At 59.9% G+C, this 25,481-nt stretch carries 28 protein-coding genes; 15 read left to right on the top strand and 13 right to left on the bottom strand.

What is annotated here, in order from left to right; genetic code table 11:
- Positions 1-9: 9 nt before the first annotated feature.
- From flgG to AK821_RS17455, 3 genes are all read right to left on the bottom strand, one after another.
- Positions 10-795: a flagellar basal-body rod protein FlgG gene (gene flgG / locus AK821_RS17465; RefSeq protein ID WP_003222804.1), complete on the bottom strand. Its 786-nt coding sequence runs from the start codon at positions 793-795 to the stop codon at positions 10-12.
- Positions 796-840: 45 nt separating this feature from the next.
- Positions 841-1,581 (bottom strand): flagellar basal body rod protein FlgF, encoded by a 741-nt coding sequence (locus AK821_RS17460; protein ID WP_064390829.1) that lies wholly within the window; start codon positions 1,579-1,581, stop codon positions 841-843.
- Between the two features lie 300 nt (positions 1,582-1,881).
- Positions 1,882-3,447, bottom strand: coding sequence for a sigma-54-dependent transcriptional regulator (locus AK821_RS17455; RefSeq protein ID WP_064390828.1), 1,566 nt, complete (start codon positions 3,445-3,447; stop codon positions 1,882-1,884).
- Positions 3,448-3,822: 375 nt separating this feature from the next.
- On the opposite strand from AK821_RS17455, the gene phhA reads away from it, so the two are divergent.
- The 6 genes from phhA (at position 3,823) to AK821_RS17430 (ending at position 8,222) form a co-directional block, all read left to right on the top strand.
- Entirely contained in the window at positions 3,823-4,614 is a 792-nt protein-coding gene (gene phhA, locus AK821_RS17450; protein ID WP_064390827.1) for a phenylalanine 4-monooxygenase, read from the top strand.
- Between the two features lie 69 nt (positions 4,615-4,683).
- Positions 4,684-5,040 carry a 4a-hydroxytetrahydrobiopterin dehydratase gene (locus tag AK821_RS17445; protein ID WP_003222798.1) on the top strand — a complete coding sequence of 119 codons (357 nt, stop codon included), beginning with the start codon at positions 4,684-4,686 and terminating at the stop codon, positions 5,038-5,040.
- Positions 5,040-6,233 (top strand): amino acid aminotransferase, encoded by a 1,194-nt coding sequence (locus AK821_RS17440; protein WP_064390826.1) that lies wholly within the window; start codon positions 5,040-5,042, stop codon positions 6,231-6,233. The genes AK821_RS17445 and AK821_RS17440 overlap by 1 nt, the downstream gene beginning before the upstream one ends.
- A 301-nt stretch (positions 6,234-6,534) precedes the next feature.
- The gene (locus AK821_RS31155; protein WP_016987951.1) at positions 6,535-6,666 is read left to right on the top strand and encodes a hypothetical protein; all 132 of its coding nucleotides are present in this window, start codon (positions 6,535-6,537) and stop codon (positions 6,664-6,666) included.
- A 71-nt stretch (positions 6,667-6,737) separates the two neighbouring features.
- A complete protein-coding gene (locus AK821_RS17435; protein ID WP_038364048.1) occupies positions 6,738-6,920 on the top strand; it encodes a hypothetical protein in 183 nt (60 codons plus the stop codon).
- Positions 6,921-7,034: 114 nt separating this feature from the next.
- Positions 7,035-8,222 (top strand): MFS transporter, encoded by a 1,188-nt coding sequence (locus tag AK821_RS17430; RefSeq protein ID WP_177330960.1) that lies wholly within the window; start codon positions 7,035-7,037, stop codon positions 8,220-8,222.
- On the opposite strand, the gene arfB is transcribed toward AK821_RS17430, so the two are convergent.
- Together arfB and AK821_RS17420 are read right to left on the bottom strand one after the other, a co-directional pair.
- Positions 8,219-8,632 (bottom strand): alternative ribosome rescue aminoacyl-tRNA hydrolase ArfB, encoded by a 414-nt coding sequence (gene arfB / locus AK821_RS17425; protein ID WP_007920134.1) that lies wholly within the window; start codon positions 8,630-8,632, stop codon positions 8,219-8,221. The two genes, AK821_RS17430 and arfB, sit on opposite strands and share 4 nt — an antisense overlap.
- A 227-nt stretch (positions 8,633-8,859) precedes the next feature.
- Positions 8,860-10,272, bottom strand: coding sequence for an amino acid permease (locus AK821_RS17420; protein WP_064390824.1), 1,413 nt, complete (start codon positions 10,270-10,272; stop codon positions 8,860-8,862).
- Positions 10,273-11,164: 892 nt separating this feature from the next.
- On the opposite strand from AK821_RS17420, the gene AK821_RS31150 reads away from it, so the two are divergent.
- Together AK821_RS31150 and AK821_RS17410 are read left to right on the top strand one after the other, a co-directional pair.
- Positions 11,165-11,299, top strand: coding sequence for a hypothetical protein (locus AK821_RS31150; protein ID WP_064390823.1), 135 nt, complete (start codon positions 11,165-11,167; stop codon positions 11,297-11,299).
- A 70-nt stretch (positions 11,300-11,369) separates the two neighbouring features.
- A complete protein-coding gene (locus tag AK821_RS17410; protein WP_064390822.1) occupies positions 11,370-12,335 on the top strand; it encodes a hypothetical protein in 966 nt (321 codons plus the stop codon).
- 193 nt (positions 12,336-12,528) lie between these two features.
- Here the strand turns inward: AK821_RS17410 and rluB are convergent, their stop codons facing one another.
- The 6 genes from rluB to AK821_RS17380 form a co-directional block, all read right to left on the bottom strand.
- Complete coding sequence (gene rluB, locus AK821_RS17405; protein ID WP_064390821.1) at positions 12,529-13,749, bottom strand: 23S rRNA pseudouridine(2605) synthase RluB; 1,221 nt, start codon at positions 13,747-13,749, stop codon at positions 12,529-12,531.
- A 154-nt stretch (positions 13,750-13,903) separates the two neighbouring features.
- Complete coding sequence (locus AK821_RS17400) at positions 13,904-14,095, bottom strand: DUF1289 domain-containing protein (protein ID WP_064390820.1); 192 nt, start codon at positions 14,093-14,095, stop codon at positions 13,904-13,906.
- A 145-nt stretch (positions 14,096-14,240) separates the two neighbouring features.
- Complete coding sequence (gene scpB / locus AK821_RS17395) at positions 14,241-15,236, bottom strand: SMC-Scp complex subunit ScpB (RefSeq protein ID WP_064390819.1); 996 nt, start codon at positions 15,234-15,236, stop codon at positions 14,241-14,243.
- Positions 15,237-15,247: 11 nt separating this feature from the next.
- A complete protein-coding gene (locus tag AK821_RS17390; RefSeq protein WP_172828192.1) occupies positions 15,248-15,946 on the bottom strand; it encodes a segregation and condensation protein A in 699 nt (232 codons plus the stop codon).
- A 123-nt stretch (positions 15,947-16,069) separates the two neighbouring features.
- Positions 16,070-16,699 (bottom strand): L-threonylcarbamoyladenylate synthase, encoded by a 630-nt coding sequence (locus AK821_RS17385; RefSeq protein ID WP_105709141.1) that lies wholly within the window; start codon positions 16,697-16,699, stop codon positions 16,070-16,072.
- A gap of 13 nt (positions 16,700-16,712) precedes the next feature.
- Complete coding sequence (locus tag AK821_RS17380; RefSeq protein WP_064390817.1) at positions 16,713-17,576, bottom strand: PHP domain-containing protein; 864 nt, start codon at positions 17,574-17,576, stop codon at positions 16,713-16,715.
- 87 nt (positions 17,577-17,663) lie between these two features.
- Between AK821_RS17380 and AK821_RS17375 the strand changes: the two genes are divergently transcribed.
- The 6 genes from AK821_RS17375 to AK821_RS17350 all read left to right on the top strand — a co-directional run bounded on the left by AK821_RS17375 (position 17,664) and on the right by AK821_RS17350 (position 21,970).
- Positions 17,664-18,263: a septation protein A gene (locus tag AK821_RS17375; protein ID WP_007919675.1), complete on the top strand. Its 600-nt coding sequence runs from the start codon at positions 17,664-17,666 to the stop codon at positions 18,261-18,263.
- A 1-nt stretch (position 18,264) separates the two neighbouring features.
- Entirely contained in the window at positions 18,265-18,564 is a 300-nt protein-coding gene (locus AK821_RS17370) for a YciI family protein (RefSeq protein WP_007919677.1), read from the top strand.
- A 122-nt stretch (positions 18,565-18,686) separates the two neighbouring features.
- Positions 18,687-19,097 carry a translation initiation factor 2 gene (locus AK821_RS17365; protein WP_064390816.1) on the top strand — a complete coding sequence of 137 codons (411 nt, stop codon included), beginning with the start codon at positions 18,687-18,689 and terminating at the stop codon, positions 19,095-19,097.
- Between the two features lie 7 nt (positions 19,098-19,104).
- Entirely contained in the window at positions 19,105-19,782 is a 678-nt protein-coding gene (locus AK821_RS17360; protein WP_064390815.1) for a response regulator transcription factor, read from the top strand.
- Positions 19,783-20,011: 229 nt separating this feature from the next.
- Positions 20,012-20,461 (top strand): Spy/CpxP family protein refolding chaperone, encoded by a 450-nt coding sequence (locus tag AK821_RS17355; RefSeq protein WP_064390814.1) that lies wholly within the window; start codon positions 20,012-20,014, stop codon positions 20,459-20,461.
- Positions 20,462-20,629: 168 nt separating this feature from the next.
- On the top strand, positions 20,630-21,970 hold the full coding sequence (locus AK821_RS17350; protein WP_064390813.1) for a sensor histidine kinase: 1,341 nt from the start codon (positions 20,630-20,632) through the stop codon (positions 21,968-21,970).
- A gap of 242 nt (positions 21,971-22,212) precedes the next feature.
- On the opposite strand, the gene AK821_RS17345 is transcribed toward AK821_RS17350, so the two are convergent.
- On the bottom strand, positions 22,213-22,779 hold the full coding sequence (locus tag AK821_RS17345) for a nitroreductase family protein (protein ID WP_064390812.1): 567 nt from the start codon (positions 22,777-22,779) through the stop codon (positions 22,213-22,215).
- Positions 22,780-22,900: 121 nt separating this feature from the next.
- Between AK821_RS17345 and AK821_RS17340 the strand changes: the two genes are divergently transcribed.
- Positions 22,901-24,355, top strand: a complete 1,455-nt coding sequence (locus AK821_RS17340; protein WP_064390811.1) for a TrkH family potassium uptake protein — start codon at positions 22,901-22,903, stop codon at positions 24,353-24,355.
- On the opposite strand, the gene AK821_RS17335 is transcribed toward AK821_RS17340, so the two are convergent.
- Positions 24,312-25,373 (bottom strand): AraC family transcriptional regulator, encoded by a 1,062-nt coding sequence (locus AK821_RS17335; protein ID WP_201783041.1) that lies wholly within the window; start codon positions 25,371-25,373, stop codon positions 24,312-24,314. The two genes, AK821_RS17340 and AK821_RS17335, sit on opposite strands and share 44 nt — an antisense overlap.
- Positions 25,374-25,481 lie beyond the last annotated feature (108 nt).

The raw sequence follows: 25,481 nt of genomic DNA, 5'->3' as shown, positions 1-25,481 counted from the left end.
TAGACTTGATTACAGATTCTGCGTTACGAACGAGAGCATCTGGTCGGCGGTGGAGATCACCTTGGAGTTCATCTCGTAAGCGCGCTGAGTGGTGATCATGTTGACCATCTCTTCAACGGTGCTGACGTTGGAACCTTCCAGGGTGTTCTGCAGCGTGGTGCCGAAACCGTTCAGGCCCGGCGTGCCGATTTGCGGCGCGCCGGAAGCGGCGGTTTCCAGGAACAGGTTGTTGCCAACCGCTTGCAGACCGGCCGGGTTGATGAAGTCGGCGGTTTGCAGGTTGCCGATCACCTGCGCGGCAGGGTTGCCCGGAACCGTGATGGACACGGTGCCGTCAGTGCCGACGGTGAAGCTCTGCGCGTTGTTCGGAATGACGATCGCAGGCTCCAGCGCGAAACCGCTGGCGTTGACGATCTGGCCATTGGAGTCGAGGTGGAAGGTACCGTCGCGGGTGTAAGACGTGGTGCCGTCCGGCTGCAGGATCTGGAAGAAACCGCGACCGTCGATGGCCATGTCCAGCGGCTGCTCGGTGGTTTGCAAGCTGCCGGCGGTGAAGTTTTTCTGCGTGCCGACAATGCGCACACCGGTACCCAGTTGCAGACCCGACGGCAATTCGCTGTCCTGGGTCGACTGAGCACCTGGCTGACGCTTGATCTGATACAGCAGGTCCTGGAACTCGGCGCGGTCACGTTTGAAGCCCGTGGTCGACACGTTCGCCAGGTTGTTGGAAATGGTGGTCAGGTTGGTGTCCTGGGCGGACAGACCGGTTTTGGCAACCCATAGAGCCGGAAGCATTCAATTCTCCTCGTGCGCCTGTTTTACGGCGCGACGTTCTGATAATTAGCTGATCTGCAAGACCCGAGCCATGGCCTGGTCGTCGTCTTTGGCGGTGTTCATCATCTTGATGTGCAACTCGAACTGCTTGGCCAGCGCCAGCACCGAGGTCATTTCTTCCACGGCGTTGACGTTGCTCGACTCGAGGAATCCCGACACCAGTTTGACGTTGGCATCGGCCGGCGCAGGCTGGCCGTCCTTGGTGTAAATCGAGCCGTCGAGGCCCTTGTTCATGTTCTTGATGTCCGGATTGACCAGTTTGATCCGGTCGACTTCCGCCATGACGCGCGGGCCTTCGCCCATCGCACGAATACTGATGGTGCCGTCTTCGCCGACTTCGACCTGCTGCTCGGGTGGCACGGCAATCGGTCCGCCATTGCCCATCACGGCCATGCCGTTACCGGCGCGCAATACGCCGAGGGCATCGATATTGAGGCTGCCGGTGCGCACGTAGCTTTCACCGCCATTGGGGTTCTGTACGGCAATGAAGCCGTTGCCGGTTACGGCGACGTCGAGGTCACGCCCGGTTTCCACCAGGGAGCCCGGAGAGAAATCAGTGGCCGGACGCTCGCTCATGGCAAACGCACGCGCCGGAAAGCTGTCACCAAACACCGGCATCGAACGGGCCTGTTCCAGGTCCTTCTGAAAACCGTTGGTGGAGATGTTCGCCAGGTTGTTGGCATGCGCCTTTTGCGCCAGTGCGTTCTGGCTGGCGCCGGTCATTGCCACATAAAGGTACTTGTCCACACTCTTTCCTCTGCATGCCGGACGTTTGCCGCCCACCGCTGTACTGCTGAGCCATAAGCAATTTGCAGACCAACTTTTTTCTGGCGGCGCGAGACCCGGTAAACAAAGGACTTGAGGGATAACGAAGGGGAATTTGAAATGTATCGAAGTCGAAAAACCGGCGGTGTTATGCCGCTTGGCGGCAATCCCCTCGAATGATCGTTCCCACGCTCCGCGTGGGAATGCCTCAATGGACGCTCTGCGTCCGCTTTGGGACGCAGGGCGTCCCGGGCTGCATTCCCACGCAGAGCGTGGGAACGATCACGTGCTGCCCGGATCTTTGCCGACTTCGTATTCACGCAGCTTGTTGGCAATGGTGGTGTGTGAAACCCCCAGCCGCTTGCCCAACTGTCGACTGCTCGGATGCTCGGAATACAAGCGCTCCAGCACCGCTTTCTCGAAACGCCCGACAATCTCGTCCAGCCCGCCCTCCAGCGAGAAATCGCCAAGCGGCTGACGCACACCGTAATCCGGCAGACGAATGTGCTCGGCCTTCACAGTGCCGCCATCACACAGCGAAACCGCCTGGAACAACACGTTTTCCAGTTGCCGCACGTTGCCCGGCCAGTGGTAATGACTGAGCCGGTCCATCGCCGCCGGCGCCAGTTTCGGCAGCGAACATCCGATCTGCCGACTGGCCTGATCGAGGAAGTGCTCGACCAACGGCGTCAAACCGTCGAGGCACTCGCGCAGTGGTGGAATGTGCAGGGACAGCACGTTCAAGCGGTGATACAAATCCTGGCGAAACTCGCCGCGTGCACATAGCTCGGACAAATCCACCTGGGTCGCGCAGATAACCCGCACATCCAGATAAACCTCTTCATCACTGCCGACTCGACGGAAGCAACCGTCCTGCAGAAAGCGCAGTAATTTCACCTGCAAACGCGGGCTCATTTCACCGACACCATCCAGGAACAACGTGCCGCCGGCGGTCAACTCCAGCAGCCCGAGCTTGCCTTCGGCACGCGCACCTTCAAACGCGCCAGGGCCGTAGCCGAACAGTTCGGTTTCAGCCATTGATTCCGGCAGCCCTGCGCAATTGAGCGCCATCAATGGCGATTGCCCGCGTGGACTGGCGAGGTGACAGGCCCGCGCCAGCAATTCCTTGCCGGTGCCGGTTTCCCCTTCTATCAATAGCGGCGCGTCGAGCGGCGCCATTCGACGCGCTTCACGCACGACGGCGGCCATGACTTTCGAGCTCTGGAAAATACTGTCGAAGCCGCGCAACTCCTGCTTGCGCACGTTGTAGATGCGCTCACCGACGCGATCCGCGCGGTGCAGGGTCAGCACGGCGCCGGCCATGGCCTCACTGTCGTCGTGTTCCGATTGCAGTGGCGCGATGTCGGCGAGAAAGATGTCGCCCCGGACCTTGACGCGCATGCCGTTGATCCGCGACTTGTTGGCGCGCACCAGTTCCGGCAAATCGAAATCTTCGGCGTAGCGCGACAGCGGGATCCCGGGCACTTCATCGACCCGCACGCCAAGCAACTGCGCCGCCGCACGGTTGGCCGCGACGATCGAGCCGCCCATGTCGATCGACAACACCGGAAACTCCAGCGCGCCGAGCAAGGCGTTCAGCTCCATGTGCCGACGTTCGCTCGGCATCAGCCCTACCCGCTTGACGCCGAACACCCCGGCGATTGCCTCGAACTTCGGCCGCAGAGCCTGGAACTGAATGTTGATCAGGTTCGGGCAGTGCAGATAGATCGCATTGCCGTGCTCGCCACCGACCTCGCCGCGCGCGACGTTGATCCCGTATTCCACAAGCAGATTGAGGATGTCGCGCAGGATGCCGATGCGGTTCTGGCAGTGGACTTTGATGCGCATATAAATCGCCCGAATTAACGATGAAGAACCTTGTAGGAGTGAGCCTGCTCGCGATGGCTTTGGGTCAGTTGATATTGATGCTGACTGATACTCCGCTATCGCGAGCAGGCTCACTCCTACAGGAGAACGGCGCCGGACTTTTCTGTGGCGGCGCGCAGATAATTGTCAAGATTATGTGACAGTCGCTGGCCTTTTCAAACCTGCGAATCACTGTAAATGCGCGATAACGCCTAAAGCGTAACGAATAGTTTACGAAATCCACCGATTTTTCCTACGCTAGCCCGTAACCACCTACTGCATACCACCCCACTCTCAGGTAATTCTGAATCCATCGCTGGACATAACAAGAACGAATTCCCCTAGCAGGAGAGCAGTATGAAGCAGACGCAATACGTGGCCCGCGAGCCCGATGCGCAAGGTTTTATCGACTACCCCGCCGAAGAACACGCGGTGTGGAACACGCTGATCACCCGCCAGTTGAAAGTGATCGAAGGGCGTGCCTGCCAGGAGTACCTGGACGGTATCGAAAAACTCGGTCTGCCCCACGACCGCATTCCGCAACTCGGCGAGATCAACAAGGTGCTCGGCGAGACCACCGGTTGGCAGGTCGCCCGTGTCCCGGCGCTGATTCCGTTCCAGACATTTTTTGAATTGCTCGCCAGCAAGCAGTTTCCCGTCGCGACTTTTATCCGTACCCGCGAAGAACTGGACTATCTGCAAGAGCCGGACATTTTCCACGAGATCTTTGGCCACTGCCCGCTGCTGACCAACCCGTGGTTCGCCGAATTCACCCACACCTACGGCAAGCTCGGCCTGCAGGCGACCAAAGAAGAACGCGTCTATCTGGCGCGCCTGTACTGGATGACCATCGAGTTCGGCCTGGTCGACACCCCGCAAGGCAAACGCATCTATGGTGGCGGCATTCTGTCTTCGCCAAAAGAAACCGTTTATTCGCTGTCGGACGAGCCTGAGCATCAAGTCTTCGACCCGCTCGAAGCAATGCGCACGCCATACCGCATCGACATCCTGCAACCGCTGTACTTTGTCCTGCCGAACCTCAAGCGCCTGTTCGACGTGGCTCATGAAGACATTATGGCCATGGTCAGACAAGGCATGCAGCTGGGTCTGCACGCGCCGAAATTTCCGCCCAAGCCGAAAGCGGCCTGAGCAGAACCCGCTCGCGACTTGCGTGCAAAGATAGTAATTTCCAACAAGAATCGAATTCAGGAACAGACCATGTCCACATTGAACCAAGCCCACTGCGAAGCCTGCCGCGCCGATGCGCCACAAGTCAGCGACGAAGAACTGCCGATCCTGATCAAGCAGATCCCTGACTGGAACATCGAAGTTCGCGACAGCATCATGCAGCTGGAGAAAGTTTTCCTGTTCAAGAACTTCAAGCACGCACTGGCGTTCACCAACGCCGTCGGCGAAATCTCCGAGGCCGAAGGTCATCATCCGGGCCTGCTGACCGAGTGGGGCAAAGTCACCGTGACCTGGTGGAGCCACTCGATCAAAGGCCTGCACCGCAACGACTTCATCATGGCCGCGCGCACTGACGAAGTGGCCAAGACCGCAGAAGGACGCAAGTAATGCACTTCGACGCCATCGGCCGGGTCCCCGGCGACCCGATCCTCGGTTTGATGGAGGCGTATGCGCAGGACAGCAACCCGCGCAAATTCGACCTGGGCGTTGGCGTCTACAAGGATGCCCAAGGCCTGACGCCGATCCCGGAGGCGGTGAAAATCGCCGAAGCGCGCCTGGTCGAAAGCCAGGACACCAAAACCTACATCGGTGGCCACGGCAACCCGCTGTTTGGCAAAGTCATCAATGAGTTGGTGCTCGGCGCTGACTCGAAGCTGATCGCCGAACAACGTGCCGGCGCCACGCAGACCCCGGGCGGCACCGGTGCCCTGCGTCTGGCCGCTGACTTCATCGCCCAGTGCCTGCCGGGCAAAGGCGTATGGCTGAGCAACCCGACCTGGCCGATCCACGAAACCATCTTCGCCGCAGCCGGGGTCAAGGTCAGCCACTACCCATACGTGGGCAGTGACAACCGTCTCGACGTCGAAGCCATGCTCGCCGTGCTCAATGAAGTGCCCAAAGGCGATGTGGTGCTGCTGCACGCGTGCTGCCACAACCCGACCGGTTTCGACTTGAACCATGACGACTGGCGGCGCGTGCTCGACGTAGTGCACAGTCGCAATCTGCTGCCGCTGATTGACTTTGCCTACCAGGGTTTTGGCGACGGTCTGGAACAGGATGCGTGGTCGACCCGGTTGTTCGCCGCCGAAGTTCCCGAGCTGCTGATCACCAGCTCCTGCTCGAAGAATTTCGGCCTCTATCGCGACCGCACCGGGGCACTGATCGTCTGCGCGAAAAGCGCCGACAAGCTCATCGACATCCGCAGCCAACTGGCCAACATCGCCCGTAACCTGTGGTCGACGCCACCGGATCACGGTGCTGCTGTAGTCGCGACCATCCTCGCCGACCCGGAGCTGAAAGCGCGCTGGGCCGATGAAGTGGAAGCCATGCGTTTGCGCATTGCGCAACTGCGCAGCGGCCTGGTCGAAGCGCTGGAGCCACACGGTTTGCGTGAGCGTTTTGCGCACATTGGCGTGCAGCGCGGCATGTTCTCCTACACCGGCCTGTCGCCGGAGCAAGTCAAACAACTGCGCGAGCATCACAGCGTGTACATGGTCAGCTCGGGCCGGGCGAACGTCGCCGGTATCGATGCCACCCGCCTTGCGCTGCTGGCTCAGGCTATCGCTGACGTCAGCCAATAACACCGCAATAACCTGTAGGAGCTGCCGAAGGCTGCTCCTACAGTTGATCGTTCCCACGCTCCGCGTGGGAATGCAGCCCGGGACGCTCTGCGTCCCAACAGCGGACGCAGAGCGTCCATTGAGGCATTCCCACGCAGAGCGTTGGAGCGATCAATCTCTCCTCTGGGCCTCCCCTGCGGCCATCTGTCGCATTATTTTGAATTAAAAGTCTGATTGTCATTTTTCCTGCTGTATCCTGCGCAGGCTTTCCAAAAGCGCGGATCGACCAGATCTATCAACAGACTTAGCGAGGAGCGCAACCATGCACGAGATTCCTAATCTCCCCTTCCCAAGCCTGCACGTACCTGAGCAGACGACCACGCAACAAGCCGGCGCGGGGCAGCCCGAGCCGAAAGAAGCCGTTGAGAGCCGTCCGGCCGACAACGAAGAGTAAGACCCGTCGTACAGACCGTGTGGAAAGCGCTAACATGCGCTTTCCACACTGCCTGAAACTTCGAGCCCGCCATGACCGACGAATTCTCTGAAAGCCAAGCCGCCGTACTGATCGGCGCCACCGAGAAAATGATCGACATCTGGAACCGGCTCTCTCCCGAGAAACAAGCCGCCCTGCTCGCTCGATTTGGCAGCGAAGAAAATGCCCTGGCGGCGCTGGTCACCACGCAACTGGTTGCCCCGGCCAAGTCCTGAAGCGACCACCGGGTAAATAGTTTTACTTTTCCCGCCCCAGAGTGCTCCGCGCCGGTATCATAAGCAGCCTATCTAATCTGCCGTTCCCGTGGATCGTTACCCATGTCGTCCTCAATGTCCGAGCCCCAGCGCCCCCTGGCGGTTACGCTGCAAGTCGTTTCCATCGTCCTCTTCACCTTTATCGGTTACCTCAACATCGGCATTCCGCTGGCGGTGCTGCCCGGCTATGTCCATAGCGATCTCGGTTTCGGCGCGGTGATCGCCGGCCTGGTGATCAGCGTGCAATACCTCGCCACCCTGCTCAGCCGCCCGTATGCCGGCAAGATCATCGACAACCAGGGCAGCAAACGCGCCGTGATGATTGGCCTCGCCGGTTGTGGTTTGAGCGGCGTGTTCATGCTGATTTCGGCGTGGACACCGAACCTGCCGACACTCAGCCTGATCAGCCTGTTGATCGGTCGACTGGTATTGGGCAGCGCCGAAAGCCTGGTGGGCTCAGGCTCGATTGGCTGGGGCATTGGCCGCGTGGGCGCGGCAAACACGGCCAAGGTGATTTCCTGGAACGGCATTGCCAGTTACGGCGCACTGGCGGTCGGCGCGCCGTTCGGCGTGTGGCTGGTCGGCCAGTTGGGTTTGTGGAGCATGGGCGTCAGCATCATCTTGCTCGCCGCGCTGGGGCTGCTGCTGGCCTGGCCGAAAACACCGGCACCGATTGTCGCCGGCGAGCGCCTGCCGTTCATGCATGTGCTCGGCAAAGTGTTTCCCCACGGGTGCGGCCTGGCGCTGGGCTCGATCGGTTTCGGCACCATCGCCACGTTCATCACCCTGTATTACGCGACGCAGCATTGGGAAAACGCGGTGCTGTGCCTGAGCCTGTTCGGCGCCAGCTTCATTGGCGCGCGCCTGCTGTTTGGCAACTTGATCAATCGCCTCGGTGGCTTCCGCGTGGCGATTGCCTGCCTGTCGGTGGAAACCCTCGGCTTGCTGCTGTTGTGGCTGGCACCGGACGCGCACTGGGCATTGGCCGGTGCGGCGTTGAGTGGTTTCGGCTTCTCGCTGGTGTTCCCGGCGCTGGGCGTAGAGGCGGTGAACCTGGTACCGGCATCCAGCCGTGGCGCGGCGGTCGGCGCTTATTCACTGTTCATCGATTTGTCGCTGGGGATCACCGGCCCACTGGCCGGGGCGATTGCCGCAGGATTCGGCTTTGCCTCGATCTTCCTCTTCGCCGCCCTCGCCGCGTTGAGCGGACTGGCGTTAAGCGTGTATCTGTACAAGCACACCACCAAGTATCGCGAGGACTAGAAATCCACCTTGCCGCGCCCGGCCTTGATGCTGCCGCGCTTGGTCTTCGATTCAAGCCGACGCTTCTTGGAGCCGAGGGTCGGTTTGGTCGGGCGACGTTTCTTTTCGACTTTGGTGGCGCTGAGGATCAGCTCGACCAGTCGTTCCAGCGCATCGGCGCGGTTGGCCTCCTGCGTACGATATTGCTGCGCTTTGATGATCAACACGCCGTCGCTGGTGATGCGACTGTCGCGCAGCGCCAGCAGCCGTTCCTTGTAGAACTCGGGCAAGGACGAGGCCGGGATGTCGAAGCGCAGGTGCATGGCGCTGGAGACCTTGTTGACGTTCTGCCCGCCGGCGCCTTGCGCGCGGATGGCGGTCAATTCGATCTCGGCATCCGGCAGATGCACATTGTTGGAAATCACCAGCATGGAGAAGCGTCCGTATTCAGAGCGTGCAGGATACCGCGAAACCGATGCGAGGCCTGACGAAGATCCCCTGTAGGAGTGAGCCTGCTCGCGATAGCGGTGTATCAGTAGACGAATTTGTACCTGACACACTGCTATCGCGAGCAGGCTCACTCCTACAGGGGTTTTGTGTGAATCCTGAAAATGACAAACCCGGCACTTGGCCGGGTTTGTTGTTTCTGCGCGCGCGATTATTTGGCGGTCGCAGGCACCGCAGCTTGCGCACTGCGCTTGTTCTTGATCACGTAGCAAACCCACATGAACACGACCCACACCGGAATCGCGTACACCGAGATCTGAATCCCCGGGATCAACAGCATCACGCCAAGGATGAACACCACGAACGCCAGACAGACATAGTTGCCGTACGGGTACCACAGGGCCTTGAACAGCGGCGTCTGCTTCGTTTTGTTCATGTGTTGACGGAACTTGAAGTGCGAGAAGCTGATCATCGCCCAGTTGATCACCAACGTCGCAACCACCAGCGACATCAGCAGTTCCAGCGCACTGTGCGGGATCAGGTAGTTCAGCAACACGGCAATCACGGTCACCGCCGCCGAAGCCAGAATCGAACGCACCGGCACGCCGCGCTTGTCGATCTTCGCCAGACCTTTCGGCGCATCGCCCTGCTCGGCCATGCCCAGTAGCATGCGGCTGTTGCAGTAGGTGCCGCTGTTGTACACCGACAATGCCGCAGTCAGTACCACGAAGTTGAGGATGTGCGCGGCGGTGTTGCTGCCGAGCATCGAGAACACTTGTACGAACGGGCTGCCGCTGTAGGAATCACCGGACGCATTGAGGGTTTCCAGCAGGCTGTCCCATGGGGTCAGCGACAGCAGGATCACCAGTGCACCGATGTAGAAAATCAGGATCCGGTAGATCACCTGGTTGATCGCTTTCGGGATCACGGTTTTTGGCTTGTCGGCTTCCGCTGCGGTGAAACCGAGCATTTCCAGACCACCGAAGGAGAACATGATGATCGCCATGGCCATCACCAGACCGCTGACGCCGTTGGGGAAGAACCCGCCATGGGACCACAGGTTGGTTACCGAAGCTTGCGGGCCGCCGTTGCCGCTGACCAGCAGGTAGCTGCCCAGCGCAATCATGCCGACAATCGCCACGACCTTGATGATCGCGAACCAGAATTCGGCTTCACCGAAGACTTTGACGTTGGCCAGGTTGATCGCATTGATCAGCACGAAGAAGGCTGCCGCAGAAGCCCAGGTCGGAATGTCCGGCGCCCAGTAGTGAATGTACTTGCCGACCGCGGTCAGCTCCGACATGCCCACCAGGATGTACAGGATCCAGCAGTTCCAGCCCGACAGGAAGCCGGCGAAGCCACCCCAGTACTTGTGCGCGAAATGGCTGAAGGAACCGGCCACCGGCTCTTCGACGATCATTTCGCCCAACTGGCGCATGATCATGAAGGCGATGAAGCCGCAGATGGCATAGCCGAGGATCATCGACGGGCCGGCAGATTTGAGCACCCCGGCCGAGCCGAGGAACAATCCGGTACCGATCGCGCCACCGAGGGCGATCAGTTGAATGTGGCGATTTTTCAGGCCGCGTTTAAGCGTACCTGATTGCGAGGGTTGTCCACTCATGAAAAAGGTCTCACGCAAGGTTTGATGATGTTCAGTAGACGTTGCTGCAAGGTTGCGATTTCAGGCAGCCCCGATCAAACCCCAGCGCAGGCACCAGGAGTTCAGCTCATTTACAACGGTCATGCGTCACCTGTTTGTTTTTATCTGTGACGAAATCGAACCCGAAACGCTTGTGGCGCCACGGAGTGAACAAGGCGGTTAGCCTTGAGATTTGCGCGATTACGCAGAGGGTCACAGTTAAAACGCGGCGCATTGTACACCGCTAACCCCCTGCTGCCAGACCTCGCTGGATCAGCGTGGCGGTTGCCGGGATTGCGTGTGTCCGCCACGAGAACCTCGGGCGGCTGCAAAAATTGAGTCAGGCCTTTGCAAGCCATCGACGCGGACGAGGAAAAAACCGTCCCACGGAGAGAAGTGGAAATCAGTCACGGCGTTCATTGCGCCTCCTTCTTGTTATGCACCTGCACGACAGGCATGGGGCGCATCACACCCTGCAAATGCCTTTGAAACAAGCGCGCCAGAGCCTCGCAGGGCGCCCGGCAGGCAAGGCTTCGGCAGCTTTTCCTTACAGCGCCCGCACCGAGGTTGATTCACTGGGTTTTACCGCGGTTTTCGTAAATATTTCTTTACGCTACGTAACGAATAATTTCCTCTTCAGAGATTTCTGTAGGACGTCTGCAAATTGACGGTAGCAAGCTTGCTAATGAAATTGGTCGCTAGTTTTTTGTTTTTAAATAAGAAAAACGCAGCCTAAAAACAGAACAAAAAGTCTATTTAAATTTTAAATAAATAATTTTTTGCATTACAAAAAACCTTGAACTAGGTTCTTCACGTCTCGCCGGCCACCTCGACCGGCCAGTCACAACCGTGAAAGTCATCTAGGAGATCGACCATGCAACTGGAAAAAGACTTGGACACCGAACTGCAACTGGACGAATGGTTTGAAGCACCGACCCACGAGGCGGCTGTGGAAATGATGCAAGCCGACGCGGTGGTTCCGTTCGGCACGGCGATGTGGCCTCTGTAAGACATCCCGGGCAGGCACGATCCGGCCGGTCGTGCCTGCCGCTTTCTTCACGGTCAGTCAGGGAGGACTCATGGATAAGCCCCGCGCGATCTCGCATTTCCTTTACTACCTCGAACATCACCCAGCCCTTGCCGGCCTCGACTCGGCAAAGGTACTGCTCGGCCATACGGCTGATTACGCAGCGCTGACCGGCGCCATCGCCGAACAGGCTGGCGATCATCCACGCTTCACGTTCAGCGCCCGGCGCCTGGACCTCGACAGCACCGCGACGCTGACTTCGGCAATCACCGACAGCGATCTGTACATTTTCTTCTACGACTCTTCCACCCTGCCCAACCCGCGCCCAGAAGGCCCGGAGTTTGTCCGTGCGCTGCAAGGCGTGATGGCGGAAAACTGGAAGAAGTCGCTGCTGTTCAAGGATTACGGCGAGTATTTCTACGACACCTTCAGCGTCACGCCGCAGCGGATTGCCGGGCTGAACAGCCATTTGATCCAGCGCATGTCCCATGCGACCACGCTGAGTTTCAAGGACGATGACGGCTCATGGTTTGAAACGCCGCTGAGCAGCATCAAGAAATGGACCGACATCAACGGTGTCGGCAACTTCGACCTCGCGCCGGGTGAAATCGCCACGCACAGCGAGGCCATAAACGGCCATGTGAAATTCAAGGGCACGTTCCTCAGCACCATCCCGTTTGCGCGCAAATACGGCGTGCTGGAATCGCCGCTGGAACTGTGGATCGAGAATTCGACCATCAGCCGCATCGCCACTGATGTGCCGGGGCTGGAGCATGATTTCAACAAGTATCTGGATGCCAATCCGTCGAATCGGCGCATCGAGGAATTGGGCATTGGCACCAATGAAGGCGTGAAGGATTTGTATGCGCGCAATGCCGGGTTTGAGGAGCGGCATTGTGGCTTGCATCTGGGATTGGGTGGCGGGGCCAAGGGCAGTCATCACCTCGACCTGATCTTCTCGGGCGGCGTTTTGGCGCTGGATGACAAGCCGGTGTTTGATGGGCGATTTGTGTTCTGACTTTAAGCTTTGCCTGATCGTTCCCACGCTCCGCGTGGGAATGCAGCCCGGGACGCTCCGCGTCCCTCTAGAGCCGAACGCGGAGCGTCCGTTGAGGCATTCCCACGCAGAGCGTTGGAACGATCGGTGTGCGCCAGACGAAAAAAAACGCCAACCCTGCGGTTGGCGTTTTTTCATTCGGCGCTAAACCCGATCACTCAGGCTTCTTGCGACCAAACCCCGGACGCTGACCAGACCCTGCCGGTGCGCCGCGACGCTTGCCCGACGGCTTGTCGCCATCAGCCAGCTTGATCCCCGGACGCTTCGGCGCAGGCTTGGCCGGGCGCTTGTTGGTGGTGTCTGCTGGACGATCCGCCACTGGCGTGCCGCGACCGGCAGGAGCGCCACGCTCGCCACGTTCAGTGCGACCGTTGGCCGGACGCGGAGCGCGCTCGCCGTCGCGGGCAACCGGCTTGCGACCTGGACGCTCGCCTTCGATCTGCGGCTCGCGGCTAGGACGTGGGCCGGTCGGCGCGCCAGCGGCTGGACGCAGCGTGCGTACGCGCTCGGTCTTGCCCATTGGGCGCGACGATTTGCGCTGCATACGCTCAAGCTTGTCTTTGCTCTTGGCGTTGAGTTGCGGCATCGCCACCGGCGTCAGGCCGACTTCAGCACTGAGAATGTCGACTTCGTACTGGCTCATTTCGCGCCAGCGGCCCATCGGCAGGTCGGAATTGAGGAACACCGGACCGAAACGCACGCGCTTCAGACGGCTGACCACCAGACCTTGCGATTCCCACAGGCGACGAACCTCACGGTTACGACCTTCCATCACCACGCAGTGGTACCAGTGGTTGAAGCCTTCGCCACCCGGCGCCTGCTTGATGTCGGTGAACTTGGCCGGGCCGTCTTCCAGCACCACGCCCGCTTTCAGACGCTCGATCATTTCGTCGTCGACTTCACCGCGTACACGCACGGCGTACTCACGGTCCATCTCGTAGGACGGGTGCATCAGGCGGTTGGCCAGCTCACCGTCGGTGGTGAACATCAGCAGACCAGTGGTGTTGATGTCGAGACGACCGATGTTGATCCAGCGGCCTTCTTTCGGACGCGGCAGCTTGTCGAACACGGTCGGACGGCCTTCCGGGTCGTCACGGGTGCAGATCTCGCCATCGGGTTTGTTGTACATGATCACGCGGCGTACCGATTCGGCCGCCTCTTCGCGCTTGATCACCTTGCCATCAATGGTGATGGCGTCGTGCATGTCGACGCGCAGGCCGAGGGTGGCGTCTTTGCCATTGACCTTGATCCGGCCCTGGCTGATCCAGGATTCCACGTCACGGCGCGAGCCGACGCCGATACGGGCGAGGACTTTCTGCAGTTTTTCGCCTGCTGGGCCGATTTCCTGGTCGTCTTTCTGATTGATGTCACTCATCTGGGCACCTCCCGGTGTGGTCTGTTCAAGCGCTCTGAATTGGGCGCCTGAAGCATTGAAATCTGGGTTCTCGGCCGAAGGGATCGGCGAAGGGTCGCGAATCATACGCGGATGTGCGCCGTCGCGCATCAGAGACTAGCTGATCGATCGACAGTTATTTCTTTTTCCGCCGACCGGCGCTGCCGAGTTTGATCAGGCGCAGCGCGGCTTCGGCCAGTACGGTGCGCTTGTCGTCCTTGTCGAGTTTCTTCCAGGCCTTGATTTCACGCTTGCTGCGGCCGCAGCCGAGGCAGATGTCGTCGGTGAATTTGCAGACGCTGATGCAGGGGTCTTTGGTGGAACTCATCGCCTTCTCCGGAAAAACACAAATCCTTTGTAGGAGTGAGCCTGCTCGCGATTGCGGTGTGTCAGTCGACATCTTCTTGGCAGATACACCGCAATCGCGAGCAGGCTCACTCCTACAGGGGGTTCGCGGTGTCCTTGGAATCGGATCAGTCTTCGAACTCGCGGCGTTCGGCTTCGATCGCTTCGGCCAGGGCGCGGGCTTCGGCTTCTTCTTCGCTTAGCTCGGGTTCGGGCGTGGGTTGTTCGAGGGCAGCGACGGCGGCCAACAATTTCTCGCGGGCCTCAGCGACGCCGAGAATGTCCTCTTCCGGTTCGGCTTCGGGCACAGCTTCGAGTTCAACTTCGATGGTTGGCTCGGCGATCTGTGGCTCAGGCTCAGGCTCAGACTCAACTTCTGCTTCAACCGTCGGTGCCTCACCATCCGCCGCATCGCGCAGCAAATCGTCGAAGTCGGTCTTGATCCCCTCCTCCATGCTGTCCAGTTCCAGCAACAGCGTATGGAAACTGGTTTCCTCTTTCTCCTCCTCGGGCTCGGCGCTGGCGTCGGCCAACTCCTGCAAACTCTGCGGCACCGGTGCGTCGTCGAAATCGAGGACAGGGTCGGTTTCCATTTCACGCAGTTCGGCCAATGGCGGCAGGTCTTCGAGGTTTTTCAGGTTGAAGTGATCGAGAAACATCTTGGTAGTCGCAAACATTGCCGGTTTGCCCGGCACATCACGATAACCAACAACACGAATCCACTCGCGCTCCAGCAAGGTCTTGACGATGTTGCTGTTCACCGCCACGCCGCGCACGTCTTCGATCTCGCCACGGGTGATCGGCTGGCGATAGGCGATCAACGCAATGGTTTCCAGCAAAGCACGGGAATAGCGCTGCGGGCGCTCCTCCCAGAGTCGGCCGACCCACGGCGAAAACTTCTCGCGAATCTGCAAACGGTAGCCCGACGAGACTTCCTTGAGCTCGAACGCGCGGCCCTCGCAGGACTTGCCCAGCAGCGTCAGGGCTTTCTTGAAGACCGCAGGCTCAGGCCGCTCGCCTTCTTCAAACAGTTCAAACAGGCGCTCAAGGGATTGCGGCTTTCCCGAGGCCAACAGAAAGGCTTCAAGCAGGGGCGCCAGCTCGCGGGGTTCAGTCAGGTTCATGTTTCGACTCGTTATTCGGCTCGGGCTCGCACGTGGATCGCGGCGAACGGCTCATTCTGCACCAGCTCGACCAAGGATTCCTTGACCAGTTCAAGGATCGCCATAAAGGTCACTACCACACCCAGCCTGCCCTCTTCGGCGGTGAACAGCTCGACGAACGGCACAAAACCGCCGCCCTTGAGCCGTTCCAGCACATCGCTCATGCGCTCGCGGGTGGACAATGCCTCACGGCTGACCTGGTGGCTTTCAAACATATCGCCACGGCGCAGCACTTCGGCCATGCACATCAAAATCTCTTCCAGCGCCACGTCCGGCAACAGCTTGCGCGCCCGGGCTTCCGGGGCGTCGAGCTTGGGCACGATCACGTCGCGACCCACCCGGCTCAAGCCGTCGATGCCTTCAGCGGCGGCCTTGAAGCGCTCGTATTCCTGCAAGCGGCGGATCAGTTCGGCGCGCGGGTCATCTTCTTCGTCTTCGACGGTTTCAGCACGCGGCAGCAGCATGCGCGATTTGATCTCGGCGAGCATCGCGGCCATCACCAGGTACTCGGCGGCTAGTTCCAGACGCACCGACTGCATCAACTCGACATAGCCCATGTACTGGCGGGTGATTTCCGCCACAGGGATGTCGAGGATGTTGATGTTCTGTTTGCGGATCAGGTACAGCAGCAGGTCGAGCGGGCCTTCGAAAGCTTCAAGAAAGACTTCCAGGGCATCCGGCGGGATGTACAGGTCCAGCGGCATTTCCATGACCGCCTGACCATAGACCATGGCAAACGGCAGCTCCTGCTGGGCGCCGGCCTGGGGATCGACTACGGTTTCCACTGCGGACATTCAGGCCTCGACCATGAACGGCGTCGGATCGCCGCAACCGACGCGCACGACTTCCGGGTCATCGCCGGTCAGGTCGATCACGGTGGAAGCTTTGATACCACCGAAACCGCCATCGATGATCAGGTCCACCTGGTGTTCAAGCAATTGGCGCATTTCGTGGGGATCGCTCAACGGGTCTTCATCGCCAGGCATGATCAGGGTCACGCTCATCAGCGGCTCGCCAAGTTCGGCCAGCAGTGCCAGCGCGATCGGCTGGCTCGGTACGCGCAGGCCGATGGTGCGTTTCTTCGGATGCAGCAACAGCCGGGGCACTTCGCGGGTGGCATTGAGGATGAAGGTGTAAGGCCCCGGCAGATGGGCTTTGAGAATACGAAAGGTACCGGTGTCGATCTTGGCGTAGTTACCCAGTTGCGACAGGTCACTGCAGATCAGCGCGAAGTTGTGTTTGTCATCGAGCTGGCGCAAACGGCGCACGCGCTCAATGGCGGTCTTGTCGCCGATCTGGCAACCGATCGCATAGGAAGAGTCCGTGGGATACACCACCACCCCACCTTTGCGGATGATCTCGACCGCCTGTTTGATCAGGCGCGCTTGCGGGTTTTCCGGATGTATCTGGAAAAATTGACTCACATTTTCTACCTGTTCAGACGGCGGCAATAACTGTGTCATGTTTGAACCGACACCACAGGGGTGGAAGGTCCTCGGGAACCGGCCGGTACTGGCCGATCTCGGACCAGCCGCCAGGGCCATGGAAGTCACTGCCGGCGCTGACCAGCAGACCGAACTCACGGGCAAGGATTGCCAGGCTGCCGACCTGTTCCGCAGGCTGATGGCCATTGACCACCTCGATTGCATGCCCGCCTGCTTGAATATAGTCGGCAATCAGCTTTCGGCGCTTGCTGCGAGTGAAATCGTAGTGCCACGGATGCGCCAGGCTGACCCAGGCATTGGCGGCGCGCAACGTACCGACGGTGTCTTCCAGCGTCGGCCAATGCAATTTGACGTCACCGAGCTTGCCGGCGCCGAGCCATTTGCGAAATGCCTCGGCGCGATCCTTTACAAACCCTTCACGCACCATCCAGTCAGCGAAATGCGGACGGGCCGGGGCGTTGCCGCTGTCGCCCAGTTCCTGCTGCACCTGCCGGGCACCTTCAAGGGCACCGGGCATGCCCTTGAGGGCGAGCTTGCGGCTTATTTCTTCCGACCGCAGCCAGCGGCCATCGTGCAATTTGGCGATGGCCTCGACCAACGGCGCGGCGTTGACGTCGAAACCGTAGCCCAGCACATGAATGGTCGCGCCGCCCCAGGTACAGGACAATTCGACACCGTTGACCAGTTGCATCCCCAGTTCATTGGCGGCCGTGCGCGCTTCGGCCAAGCCTTCGAGGGTGTCGTGGTCAGTCAACGACAGGACTCGCACGCCGTTCTCGAACGCACGCGCAACCAGAACCGCAGGCGCCAGGGCGCCATCGGAGGCCGTGCTATGGCAGTGCAAATCTACATTCACGGAGAGTTGTAACCTCAAATCAGCTGGCGCTATCGCGCGCCCATATGTTTGTTATTATGCCGCCACATCCAGCTTCTGGCTCTCACTGTGAAACAATTCATCGATTTCATCCCGCTTCTGCTGTTCTTCATCGTTTACAAACTTGATCCACGGGTTGTCGACATCGCTGGCCATGAAGTGACTGTAGGCGGTATTTACAGCGCCACGGCGATGCTGATCATCAGTTCCCTGGTGGTGTATGGCGCGTTGTTCATCAAACAGCGCAAGCTGGAAAAGAGCCAATGGCTGACCCTGATCGCCTGTCTGGTGTTCGGCAGCCTGACGCTCGCCTTCCATAGCGAGACCTTCCTGAAATGGAAAGCGCCGGTGGTCAACTGGCTGTTCGCCGTTGCTTTCATCGGCAGCCACTTCATTGGTGACCGCCTGCTGATCAAACGCATCATGGGTCACGCGCTGACCCTGCCGGATCCGGTCTGGACCCGTCTGAACATCGCCTGGATCGCCTTTTTCCTGTTCTGCGGGGCTGCCAACCTGTTCGTCGCCTTTACCTTCCAGAGTTACTGGGTGGATTTCAAGGTGTTCGGCAGCCTGGGCATGACCCTGGTGTTCCTGGTCGCACAGGGCATTTACCTGTCGCGCCACCTGCACGATGCCGATACCACAACAACACCAAAAACCGAGGACTGACATGCTCTACGCCATCATTGCCACCGACGTCGCCAACTCGCTGGAAGCACGCCTGGCCGCGCGTCCTGCGCATCTGGAACGCCTGCAAGCGCTCAAGGGCGAAGGCCGCATCGTATTGGCCGGCCCGCATCCGGCCGTCGACAGCAATGATCCGGGCGCAGCGGGTTTCACCGGCAGCCTGATCGTCGCCGAATTCGACTCCCTGAGCGCTGCGCAGGCGTGGGCTGACGCCGATCCGTACATCGCCGCTGGCGTCTACGCCAACGTCGTCGTCAAGCCGTTCAAGCAAGTCCTGCCGTAACTTTCCTGCGCAAGTCTCTCCCACGCGATGAACCTTGTCGGTTCATCGCGTTCTCAATCGCTCATTATTCTCGTTTGCCTGCCGACAACCTGCCCAATATCCATTTGGAAGCAGGTGTAGCGATGCGCAAGGGTCCGTTGTGTCTGATGTTGGTCTCGTTGTCGATGATGACGCCCGCCCATGGTGAGGAATCCACCGAAGGCGGCAGCTCCACGCCATTGTCGCTGAGTGCCGGCAGCCAGATCACCGAACTGCAGCAGCGCCTCAAGGCCAGCGAGCAGCAACGGGAAGAATTGAGCAAACAACTGCAAACTGCCGACAACACCCGCGAAAGCGCCCAGCTCGCCCGGCTGCGCCAAGAGAACCAGCGCCTCAAGCTGCAACTCAAGGAAGCCCAGGCCAGCCCGGTGCCGCGTCTGTTGACCGACCAGCAGCAGTGGTTCGTCACGGGAGCAGGAGTAGCGCTATTGGCGCTGCTCTGCGGTATCTTTGCCAGTGGAGCAAGCCGAAAACGTCGGCAATGGCTAAATTGAGTGAGTCATGAGCGAGCTGTTATTGATTGATGATGACCAGGAGTTGTGCGAACTCCTGAGTAGCTGGCTGAGCCAGGAAGGCTTTCAGGTCCGTGCCTGCCACGATGGCCAGAGTGCCCGCAAGGCTTTGGCTGAAACCGCCCCGGCAGCGGTGGTGCTGGACGTGATGCTGCCTGACGGCAGCGGTCTGGAACTGCTCAAGCAACTGCGCAACGATCACGCTGATCTGCCGGTTCTGATGCTCTCGGCCCGTGGCGAGCCGCTGGACCGTATCCTCGGCCTGGAACTGGGCGCCGATGATTACCTGGCCAAACCGTGCGACCCGCGTGAACTGACCGCGCGCCTGCGTGCCGTATTGCGGCGCAGTCATCCGGCTGCCGTGTCGACTCAGCTTGAGCTGGGCGACCTGAGTTTCAGCCCGGTGCGCGGCGTGGTCAGCATCGACGAGAAAGAGCTGACCCTGACCGTTTCCGAAAGTCGCCTGCTCGAAGCGCTGCTCAAGCAACCCGGCGAGCCGCTGGACAAACAGGAACTGGCGCAGCTCGCCCTCGGTCGCAAGCTGACCCTGTACGACCGCAGCCTCGACATGCACGTCAGCAACCTGCGCAAAAAGATCGGCCCCCACTCCGACGGCCGCCCGCGCATCGTCGCCCTGCGCAGCCGGGGTTACTACTACAGCCTCTGAACCTCCCACTTGTAGGAGTGAGCCTGCTCGCGATAGCAGTGTGTCAGTCGACATGTTCTTGCCAGATACACCGCTATCGCGAGCGGGCTCACTCCTACAAAGTGTGTTTGTCAGGTCGGACGCGAAGCGTCTTTACCCAAGCTTTACGTAGCGCTGACCGCCGCTGACCTTGATCTCCGTAATCTGAACTCATCCGGAACGTACCGGGAACGAGACAAGGAGATACACCATGCGCAAGACTCTTATCGCTCTGATGTTCGCTGCCGCTCTGCCAACCGTCGCCATGGCGATGCCGCAAGACGGCGGCCCGATGGGTGGCCCGCTCGACGGCCCACGCCACGGCGGTCAGATGCACGGCATGCACGGCAAAGGCCCGTACAGCCAACTCGACCTCTCCCGCGAGCAGCGCGAGCAGATCCGCAAGATCATGGGCGAGCAGATGCACGAGCGTAAGCAAGTGGTCGACAAATACCTGGAAAAACTCTCGCCGGCTGACCAGAAAGCCATGAAGGACGAGATGGCGGCCAACCACAAGAAAGCCGAATCCGATGTCCGCGCCGTGTTGAAACCGGATCAACAGAAGAAATTCGACGAGATCCAGAAGAAACAGGCTGAACGCCGCGCCGAATGGGCCGAGTTCAAAGCGTGGAAAGCGCAACAGGCGCAAAAAGCGCAATAATGTTCTGACCCGGACCCGACGGTTAACCCGTCGGGTCTTTTGCAACCCGGAACCTGTAGGAGCTGCCGAAGGCTGCGATCTTTTGATCTTGATCTGAAAAAACAAAGTCAAAAGATCGCAGCCTTCGGCAGCTCCTGCAGGGATTTGTGTTTGTTTTGAGGATTTTCTGTGCGTTCACTGTTCTGGCGTATTCTCGCGAGCTTCTGGCTGGCCATCGCTCTGGTGGCAGGGCTGTCGATTCTGCTCGGGCACATGCTCAATCAGGACGCGTGGATCCTCAGCCGTCATCCCGGCCTCAACACCCTCGCCGGCGAGTGGACACAAACCTACGAAGCCCAGGGCGAGGAAGCCGCGCAGGACATCCTCGAACAGCGCAAACGCCAATATCACATCGACGTTCAAGTGCTCAACGAAAGCGGCGATCCGGTGGTGCGCGGCACTTTCCCCCGGCGCGCGGCGGCCTTCGAAGCACGACAGAACAACGATGACCGCCGTCTGCCATGGCGACGCCTGACCGACGAGTTCACCAGTGAAAAAACCGGCGACACCTACCTGTTCATCTACCGCATCCCCCACCCTGAACTCGACGCCTGGCACCGCGAAAGCCTGCTCTGGCCGTTGAGTGCGCTGGGCATCGCACTGGTGGTACTGACCCTGTTCAGTTTGCTCGTGACCTTCTCGATCACCCGCCCGCTCAGCCGTTTGCGCGGCGCCGTGCATGATCTGGGGCAGACCACTTATCAGCAGAACAGCCTGGCGAAACTGGCCAATCGTCGCGATGAATTTGGCGTGCTGGCCACTGACTTCAACCGCATGGGCGCGCGTCTGCAAAGCCTGATCGGCAGCCAACGTCAGTTGCTGCGCGACGTCTCCCATGAACTGCGCTCACCGTTGGCGCGGCTGCGCATTGCCTTGGCGCTGGCCGAACGGGCCAACCCTGAAGAACGGGAAAAACTTTGGCCACGACTGACCCGCGAGTGTGATCGGCTGGAAGCGTTGATCAGTGAAATTCTGGTGCTGGCACGGGTCGATGCTGACAATGCCAGTGCTGAAGAAGTGGATCTGAATACGTTGCTGGGCACGTTGCAGAAAGATGCACAACTTGGATCGCCCGAGCAGACGGTGCGTCTCGATGCCGATCCGCAACTGCACCTGAAGGGCTGGCCGACCATGATCGAGCGTGCGGTCGATAATCTGCTGCGCAATGCCCAGCGCTTCAACCCGCAAGATCAGGCGATCGAGATGCAAGCCTCACGTCAGGGTGAAAAAATCATCGTCAGTGTGCGTGACCACGGGCCGGGCGTGCTAGCCGAACATCTGAGTCAGTTGGGCGAGCCGTTTTACCGGGCGCCGGGGCAGACGGCGGCGGGACATGGCCTGGGCCTGGCAATTGCCCGGCGGGCGGCGGAGCGCCATGGTGGGAGTTTGACGCTGGCCAATCATCCGCAGGGTGGGTTTATTGCCAGTCTGGAATTGCCATTGGTGCCGGGTGCGGTGGTGCAACCCTAAGAGCCGCCCGCCCCAGAAAAGCCCCTCACCCCAGCCCTCTCCCAGAGGGAGAGGGAGCCGAACGAGGTGTCTTGCGTCAGACATCGACCTGAAACACCGAGTTGATTATGGATTCGACAGAACCGTAATCCGCGTCGATTCTGGATTCAGCGAAGAGCGTTCAGGTCGGCGTACCTCTACAGCATCCCCCAATCAGTCCCCTCTCCCCCCGGGAGAGGGTTAGGGTGAGGGGCTTTTGATCTTCAGGCGATGGCGGGCCAGGCACTAACAAACTCAGCCAGCTCAACCTTCTCCGCCACACGCGGTTCCTTCTGCGGTGTGCCGAGGTAAAGGAACGCAATCACCTCTTCGCCCTCCGCCAGCCCCAAACCTTTGGCTACGTGCTGCGAATAAGCCAAATCCCCCGTGCGCCACACCGCACCAATCCCTTGCGCATACGCCGCCAGCAAAATCCCGTGCGCCGCACAGCCTGCAGCCAGCAACTGCTCGGCCTTCGGATACTTGACGTGCTCCTGCAATTTGGCAATCACTACAACTACCAGCGGTGCACGCAGCGGGCCGTTGCGGGCCTTGTCGATCATCGCTTCGGTGACTTCGCCTTCCTGCATCTGTGCAGCCTGAGCCAGCAACTCGCCCATCTGCTCACGTGCCGCGCCTTCGACCGTCAAGAAACGATACGGCTGCAAATGCCCGTGATCCGGTGCACGCAATGCGGCACCAAACAGGGCTTCGCGCTGCTCGGCAGTGGGGGCCGGTTCGACCAGACGTGGAACGGAAACACGGTTGAGCAACGCGTCGAGAGCCTGCATCGGCCACCTCCTGAAAAATATGTGCGGCTATTCTAGCTGTATCTGCCAACAGGATGCCGGTTTACATGCCCTGCCCCACGGGTAGAATGGCGCCCTTCCCACATCAGCCCGAGCGGACTTCATGGCGTTGCCGACCTTACGGATCATTGGTTTCATCATCGGCATCTTCCTGATCACCCTGGCTGTGGCCATGGTCGTACCGATGGCCACCCTGGTGATTTTCGAGCGCACCAGCGACCTGCCGTCGTTCCTCTGGGCGAGCATGATCACCTTCGTCGCCGGCCTCGCGCTGGTGATTCCCGGCCGCCCCGAACACATTCATCTGCGCCCGCGCGACATGTACCTGCTGACCGTCAGCAGTTGGCTGGTGGTGTGTATCTTTGCCGCGCTGCCGTTTCTGCTGACGCAGCACATCAGTTACACCGACTCGTTTTTCGAAAGCATGTCCGGCATCACCGCGACTGGCTCGACTGTGCTCAATCATCTGGACAATATGTCCCCGGGCATTCTGATGTGGCGCTCGCTGCTGCACTGGATCGGCGGCATCGGCTTTATCGGTATGGCGGTAGCGATTCTGCCGCTGCTGCGTATCGGCGGCATGCGCCTGTTCCAGACCGAGTCCTCGGACCGCTCGGAAAAGGTCATGCCGCGCTCGCACATGGTGGCGCGGCTGATCGTAGCGGCTTATGTCGGCATCACCATCCTCGGCAGCCTGGCGTTCTGGTGGGCCGGGATGAGTCCGTTCGATGCGATCAACCACGCGATGTCGGCGATTTCCACCGGTGGCTTCTCGACCTCCGACCAGTCGCTGGCCAAGTGGACGCAACCGGCAGTGCACTGGGTTGCGGTGGTTATCATGATCCTCGGCAGCCTGCCGTTCACCCTGTACGTGGCGACGTTGCGCGGCAACCGCAAGGCGCTGATCAAGGATCAGCAGGTGCAGGGTTTGCTCGGCATGTTGCTGGTGACCTGGCTGGTGCTCGGCACCTGGTATTGGTGGACGACCAACCTGCATTGGCTCGATGCGCTGCGCCACGTGGCACTGAACGTGACATCGGTGGTCACCACCACAGGCTTCGCCCTTGGCGACTACAGCCTGTGGGGCAACTTCTCGCTGATGCTGTTCTTCTATCTGGGCTTTGTCGGCGGCTGTTCCGGTTCGACGGCGGGCGGAATCAAGATTTTCCGTTTCCAGGTCGCCTATATCCTGCTCAAGGCCAACCTTAATCAGCTGATTCACCCACGCGCGGTGATCAAGCAAAAGTACAACGGTCACCGCCTCGACGAAGAGATCGTCCGTTCGATTCTGACTTTTTCGTTCTTCTTCGCCATCACCATCTGCGTAATCGCCCTGCTGCTGTCGCTGCTCGGCGTCGACTGGATGACCGCCCTGACCGGTGCCGCCAGTACCGTGTCCGGCGTCGGCCCGGGCCTTGGCGAAACCATCGGCCCGGCGGGTAACTTCGCCACCCTGCCGGATGCGGCCAAATGGATCCTGTCATTCGGCATGCTGCTCGGCCGACTGGAGATCATTACGGTGTTTGTGCTGTGTATTCCGGCCTTCTGGCGTCACTGATCGCGTTCGGTGCCTGCAACAACCGCGTCCGGTAATCGCCGGGCGTGGTGTCGAACCAGCGGCGGAACGCGCGAAAGAAGTTGCTCGGGTCGGCAAAACCCAACAGGTAGGCGATTTCCAGCAAGGTCATGCTTGGCTGCGCCAGATATTGCTCGGCCAGTTCGCGACGAGTGTCATCGAGCAACTGCTGAAAACTCGTGCCCTCCTCCTGCAAGCGGCGCTGCAAAGTACGCTGCGACAAATGCAGGGTCTGCGCCACGGTATCGCGCTTTGGCTCACCTTGAGGCAGCAACCGGCACAGCACCTGTCGCGCTTTGTGGGTCACGCGGCTTTCGGAAAATCGTGCCAGATACTCCCCGGCAAAGCGGTCGTGCAACAGCGCCATCGCCTCGTTGGCGGTGGGCAGCGGCGCCTCCATGTCAGCGCGTTCGAAGATCAGCGCATCGTACGGCGCGTTGAACACCAACGGCGCGTGGAAGGCTTGTTTGTAGGGTTCCAGATTCTCCGGCTGATCACCCTGCACCAGCACTTTGACCGGATGCAGCGTGCGCCCGGTCAGCCAACCGCACAGACCCAACGCACAGGCCAGCGAGGCTTCGGCACTTTGCCGGGTCGGCGGCAAATGGTCGCCGTGCACGGTCAGAATCAGCGCGTAACCTTCTTCCAGCAGACGGAAGCTCAGGTCGGCACTTTCAGCGATGATCCGCTGATAGCGCACCAGTCGCTGGAAGCCTTCGGCCAGGGTATTGCTCGACATCAATGCGTAGCCGGCGACGTGAAACGACGCCGGTCGCACCACTTTGCCCATATTCAGGCCGATCGCCGGGTTGCCGGACAACTCGACCGCCCGCTGCCAGAGTCGGGTCATGGAATCTTGCGGGAAACGTGCATCCGGATCATCCAGAGCCGTGTAATCGAGCCCCAGTTGCTTGAACAGTACCCGGCAATCCAGGCCGTCCATCTCCAATGCTTTGACAATCCCCATCGCCCAGCTTGCAGAAGTCGTTCGTTCGCTCATGGCGTTATTCTTTTACATGATGGGCCGCATGTTACGGCCTGATTTGCGAAGGATACTAAAGTGGCGCCGATTGTCACTGGCCCACGCCAATGATCACTCTAGACTCAA

This window comes from Pseudomonas sp. RIT-PI-r, from assembly GCF_001297015.1.
Taxonomy (GTDB): Bacteria; Pseudomonadota; Gammaproteobacteria; order Pseudomonadales; family Pseudomonadaceae; genus Aquipseudomonas.
The sequence above is the reverse complement of the archived record's forward strand: the minus strand, read 5'-3'. Positions and strand labels throughout refer to the sequence as shown.

What these genes read in the sequence shown, in the direction of transcription:
- AK821_RS31150 (WP_064390823.1), top strand. Translation starts at nt 11,165, where the DNA reads ATGCAACTGGAAAAAGACTTGGACACCGAACTGCAACTGGACGAATGG.
- AK821_RS17430 (WP_177330960.1), top strand. Translation starts at nt 7,035, where the DNA reads ATGTCCGAGCCCCAGCGCCCCCTGGCGGTTACGCTGCAAGTCGTTTCC.
- AK821_RS17445 (WP_003222798.1), top strand. Translation starts at nt 4,684, where the DNA reads ATGTCCACATTGAACCAAGCCCACTGCGAAGCCTGCCGCGCCGATGCG.
- AK821_RS17455 (WP_064390828.1), bottom strand. Translation starts at nt 3,447, where the DNA reads ATGCGCATCAAAGTCCACTGCCAGAACCGCATCGGCATCCTGCGCGAC.
- AK821_RS17440 (WP_064390826.1), top strand. Translation starts at nt 5,040, where the DNA reads ATGCACTTCGACGCCATCGGCCGGGTCCCCGGCGACCCGATCCTCGGT.
- AK821_RS17335 (WP_201783041.1), bottom strand. Translation starts at nt 25,373, where the DNA reads ATGAGCGAACGAACGACTTCTGCAAGCTGGGCGATGGGGATTGTCAAA.
- arfB (WP_007920134.1), bottom strand. Translation starts at nt 8,632, where the DNA reads ATGCTGGTGATTTCCAACAATGTGCATCTGCCGGATGCCGAGATCGAA.
- AK821_RS17360 (WP_064390815.1), top strand. Translation starts at nt 19,105, where the DNA reads ATGAGCGAGCTGTTATTGATTGATGATGACCAGGAGTTGTGCGAACTC.
- AK821_RS17420 (WP_064390824.1), bottom strand. Translation starts at nt 10,272, where the DNA reads ATGAGTGGACAACCCTCGCAATCAGGTACGCTTAAACGCGGCCTGAAA.
- AK821_RS17340 (WP_064390811.1), top strand. Translation starts at nt 22,901, where the DNA reads ATGGCGTTGCCGACCTTACGGATCATTGGTTTCATCATCGGCATCTTC.
- AK821_RS31155 (WP_016987951.1), top strand. Translation starts at nt 6,535, where the DNA reads ATGCACGAGATTCCTAATCTCCCCTTCCCAAGCCTGCACGTACCTGAG.
- phhA (WP_064390827.1), top strand. Translation starts at nt 3,823, where the DNA reads ATGAAGCAGACGCAATACGTGGCCCGCGAGCCCGATGCGCAAGGTTTT.
- AK821_RS17400 (WP_064390820.1), bottom strand. Translation starts at nt 14,095, where the DNA reads ATGAGTTCCACCAAAGACCCCTGCATCAGCGTCTGCAAATTCACCGAC.
- AK821_RS17365 (WP_064390816.1), top strand. Translation starts at nt 18,687, where the DNA reads ATGCGCAAGGGTCCGTTGTGTCTGATGTTGGTCTCGTTGTCGATGATG.
- AK821_RS17355 (WP_064390814.1), top strand. Translation starts at nt 20,012, where the DNA reads ATGCGCAAGACTCTTATCGCTCTGATGTTCGCTGCCGCTCTGCCAACC.
- flgG (WP_003222804.1), bottom strand. Translation starts at nt 795, where the DNA reads ATGCTTCCGGCTCTATGGGTTGCCAAAACCGGTCTGTCCGCCCAGGAC.
- rluB (WP_064390821.1), bottom strand. Translation starts at nt 13,749, where the DNA reads ATGAGTGACATCAATCAGAAAGACGACCAGGAAATCGGCCCAGCAGGC.
- scpB (WP_064390819.1), bottom strand. Translation starts at nt 15,236, where the DNA reads ATGAACCTGACTGAACCCCGCGAGCTGGCGCCCCTGCTTGAAGCCTTT.
- AK821_RS17435 (WP_038364048.1), top strand. Translation starts at nt 6,738, where the DNA reads ATGACCGACGAATTCTCTGAAAGCCAAGCCGCCGTACTGATCGGCGCC.
- AK821_RS17345 (WP_064390812.1), bottom strand. Translation starts at nt 22,779, where the DNA reads ATGCAGGCTCTCGACGCGTTGCTCAACCGTGTTTCCGTTCCACGTCTG.
- AK821_RS17370 (WP_007919677.1), top strand. Translation starts at nt 18,265, where the DNA reads ATGCTCTACGCCATCATTGCCACCGACGTCGCCAACTCGCTGGAAGCA.
- AK821_RS17410 (WP_064390822.1), top strand. Translation starts at nt 11,370, where the DNA reads ATGGATAAGCCCCGCGCGATCTCGCATTTCCTTTACTACCTCGAACAT.